The 3585-nt window shown below is 75.6% G+C and carries 5 protein-coding genes; 4 read left to right on the top strand and 1 reads right to left on the bottom strand.

The genetic code is table 11. The features are described from left to right. Window positions 1-418, top strand: a 418-nt coding sequence (locus ABZ646_RS42965) for a rhodanese-like domain-containing protein (RefSeq protein ID WP_360532167.1), incomplete at its 5' end; no start/stop codon positions are given. Further along, complete coding sequence (locus ABZ646_RS42970) at window positions 415-1164, top strand: sulfite exporter TauE/SafE family protein (RefSeq protein WP_360532170.1); 750 nt, start codon at window positions 415-417, stop codon at window positions 1162-1164. The genes ABZ646_RS42965 and ABZ646_RS42970, both read left to right, overlap by 4 nt. A gap of 13 nt (window positions 1165-1177) precedes the next feature. On the opposite strand, the gene ABZ646_RS42975 is transcribed toward ABZ646_RS42970, so the two are convergent. Further along, window positions 1178-1480, bottom strand: coding sequence for a metal-sensitive transcriptional regulator (locus ABZ646_RS42975; protein WP_360532173.1), 303 nt, complete (start codon window positions 1478-1480; stop codon window positions 1178-1180). 72 nt (window positions 1481-1552) lie between these two features. Between ABZ646_RS42975 and ABZ646_RS42980 the strand changes: the two genes are divergently transcribed. Both ABZ646_RS42980 and ABZ646_RS42985 read left to right on the top strand, forming a co-directional pair. Further along, window positions 1553-2131 carry a rhodanese-like domain-containing protein gene (locus ABZ646_RS42980; RefSeq protein ID WP_360532176.1) on the top strand — a complete coding sequence of 193 codons (579 nt, stop codon included), beginning with the start codon at window positions 1553-1555 and terminating at the stop codon, window positions 2129-2131. Between the two features lie 69 nt (window positions 2132-2200). Beyond that, window positions 2201-3585 (top strand): ABC transporter ATP-binding protein (locus ABZ646_RS42985; protein WP_360532179.1); only part of this gene is annotated, 1385 nt, incomplete at its 3' end.

The raw sequence follows: 3585 nt of genomic DNA on the forward strand, positions 1-3585 counted from the left end.
GCTCGACGCGGCCGGGCGGGACGTGGTCGCCGTCGACGACGCCTTCCCGGCGGCCCGCGCGGCCGGGCTGCCGATGGCCCGGCTCACCCCGGCAGAGGCCTGGGAGCGGGTAGCCGAGGGTGCCGTCCTGCTGGACGTCCGGGAGGCCGACGAATGGGCGGCCGGCCACGCTCCGCAGGCCCTGCACACCCCGCTGTCCGAACTGACGGCCGGGGCGGGGGTACCGGCCGGGGCCGCCGGGCTGTCGGCCGAGGCCTGGGGGCGGTCGCTCGTGGTGGTGTGTCGCTCCGGCAGGCGCTCGCGGGAGGCCGTGGCGCTGCTGACGGCCCGGGGCCTGGACGCGGTGGACGTCGTGGGCGGGATGACCGCCTGGCGCGCGGCGGGACTCCCGGTGCGTCCCGCGGGCCCGACCGGATGAGCGCGCTGCTGCTCGCCCTCGGCGCCGGTGCCCTCACCGGGGTGGCGCTCGGGGCCCTGGGCGGCGGCGGCAGCGTACTGGCCGTACCCGCGCTCATCTACCTGCTCGGCTTCACCCCGGCCGCGGCCGGGGCCGCGAGCCTGGTCGTCGTCACGGTCACCTCGGCGACCGCGCTCGTCGCGCACGCCCGCGAGGGCACGGTGCGCTGGCGGGCGGGCGCGCTGTTCGCGGCGGCCGGCATCGGGCCGGCGGCAGTCGGCGGGCTGGTGTCGAGGCATCTCCCGGCCGCGCTGCTGAACGGGGCGTTCGCCGTGCTGGCCGCGGTGGCGGCGCTGCGCATGCTGCGGCCGGCCGGCCCACGCTCCCCCGCCCCCGCGCCGGGGCGCGCCTCCCGGGTGGCCGCAGCGGGGGCCGGGCTCGGGGCGGTGACCGGGGTGCTCGGTGTGGGCGGCGGCTTCCTCGCAGTACCGTCCCTGGTGAACGTCGTGGGCCTGCGGATGCGCGCGGCGGTCGGCACCAGCCTGCTCGTCATCACGATCAATTCGCTCACCGCGCTGGCCGCGCGCACCGGTTCGGCGGCGGACGTCGACTGGTCGGCGGTGGGCCCGTTCGCCGGGGCCGCGGTCCTCGGCGCCTGGGACGGCAGAAGGCTCGCGGCCCGGCTGTCCGCGGGCACGCTCCAGCGGCTGTTCGCCCACGCGCTGCTCGCGGTGGCCGTGTTCATGCTGGCCGACGCGGTGTTCTGACGGCGGCCACCGGCTAGGCGAGGGAGAGGAACAGCTTCTCCAGTCGTGCCTTCATCTGCTCGGTCGTCCCGCTGTCCGCGCCGCCGCGGGCGGGGTCGACGAGGCACTGCTGGAGTCCGGTCGCGATGATCGCGAAGCCCGCCCGGTCCAGGGCACGCGAGGCGGCGGCCAGCTGGGTGACCACGTCCTCGCAGTCGCGGCCCTCCTCGATCATCTTGATCACTCCGGAGATCTGCCCCTGCGCCCGGCGCAGCCGGTTCAGCACCGACTTGAGCTCATCGGCCTCGAACTGAAGCTCCACAACCACTCCTCCCATACCCGTAGGGGTATTTTACCGCGCCCTCCGGGCCGCCCCTCGTCCACCGTCCCCAGGAAGGATCGCATCACCATGAACACCACTCCCCCCGGTATCGACCCGGACCGCGCCCGCACCCGCCTCCAGGAGCTGACCGTCGTCGACGTCCGCACCCCGGGCGAGTACGCCTCCGGTCATCTCCCCGGCGCCCACAACATCCCGCTGGGCGCCCTGCGCCGGGCGCTGCCAGCCCTCCGTGCCGTCGACGGCGGACTCCTCCTCGTCTGCGCCTCCGGCGCCCGCGCCGAGCAGGCCCGGGCCGACCTCGCCGAGCACGGCGTCACGGCGGCCGTCCTCACCGGCGGCACCCGCGGCTGGGCCGAGCACGGCCATGAACTGCACCGGCCGGAACGCGGGCGTTCCCGCACACCGTGGGCCATGGAGCGCCAGGTCCGCCTCACGGCCGGGGCGGCCGTCCTCGCCGGGCTGGGCCTCGGTCGGGTGCACCCCGCTTGGCTGCTGCTGTCGGCCGGCGTGGCGGGCGGCCTGGTGTTCTCCGCGCTCACCGACACCTGCGGCATGGCCGCGCTGCTGGCGCGGCTCCCGCACAACCGGCCGCGCGCGACCGACCTCGAGGCGACCCTCGCGGTGCTGGGTTCCGCCCGCGGCTGACACGGCGCCGGAACCGGCGGCGCCCGTCGTAGCCTGGGGGCGCCGCCCACCGCCCGGACGAGGAGCACCGTGACCGCCGCAGCAGCAGTTCCGCCGAGCGACCGGAGCGGCCCGTCCGTGTTCCGGCTGCTCCTGTCCTATGTACGGCCGCACCGCTGGGCCCTGTTGGCGGGGGCGCTGCTCTCGCTGGTCACGGGCGCGACCGGGCTGCTGCTGCCGCTGGTGGCGCGCGGGCTGATCGACGACCTCTCGCACGACCGTTCCATCACCGGGAAGTTGCTGGCGATGGCGGCCCTGGTGGTGGGCAACGCCGCGGTGGGCGCGCTGGGTTCGTACGTGCTCAGGCGCACCGCCGAGTCGGTGGTGCTGGGCGCGCGGCGCACCCTGTCGTCGTATCTGCTGCGGCTGCGGATCACCGCCGTGGACCGCACCGAACCCGGTGACCTGATGGCGCGGATCACCTCGGACACCACCCTGCTGCGCGAGGTGACCACGGACTCGCTGGTGGCGCTGGGCACGGGCGGGCTCACCCTGGTCGCCACCGTGGTGATGATGGGGGTGGTCGATCCCGTGCTGCTGGCCGTCACCCTCGTGGTGATCGCCGCCGCGGGCACCGTACTGGGCACGATCGTGCCGCGGATCAACCGGGCCAGCCGCCGGGCGCAGGACGCGGTGGGGGTGATGGGGGCCTCGCTGGAGCGGGTGCTGGGCGCGCTGCGCACGGTGAAGGCGTCGGGCGCCGAGCACCGGGAGGAGCAGGCCCTGCACGCGGCGGCCGAGGAGTCCTGGCGGCAGAGCGTGCGGGCCGCCAAGTGGTCGGCGGCCGCGGGCAACACGGCGGGGCTCGCGATGCAGCTGGCGTTCATCACGGTGCTGGCGGTGGGCGGGGCACGGGTGGCGACCGGCGCGATCGGCGTGGGCACGCTGGTGGCGTTCCTGCTCTACGTCTTCTACCTGATGCAGCCGATCCAGCAGGTCGTCGGGGCGATCACCCAGTACCAGACCGGCGCCGGCGCGCTCGCCCGGATCCAGGAGGCGCTGCGGATGCCCGCCGAACCACCGTCCGCGCCCGCCGGGTTGCCGTCCGCCGACGCCGAACCGGCCTCCGTCGCCTTCACCGACGTGCGGTTCCGCTACGCCGACGACCTGCCGTACGTCCACCACGGGGTGAGCTTCGACGTTCCGGCGCGGGGCATGACGGCGTTCGTCGGGCCGTCCGGCGCGGGCAAGACCACCGTGTTCTCGCTGATCGAGCGGTTCTACGACCCGGAGTCCGGCACGATCACCGTGGACGGCCGCCCGCTCGACGAGTGGGAACTGCCGCTGCTGCGCTCGGCCATCGGGTACGTCGAACAGGACGCGCCGGTGCTGTCGGGGTCGTTGCGCGACAATCTCCTGCTCGGCAACCCGGAGGCGGACGAGGACGCGGTCGCGCGGGTGGTGAAGACGACCCG

Source organism: Streptomyces sp. NPDC007162 (genome assembly GCF_040634175.1).
Classification (GTDB): Bacteria; Actinomycetota; Actinomycetes; order Streptomycetales; family Streptomycetaceae; genus Streptomyces.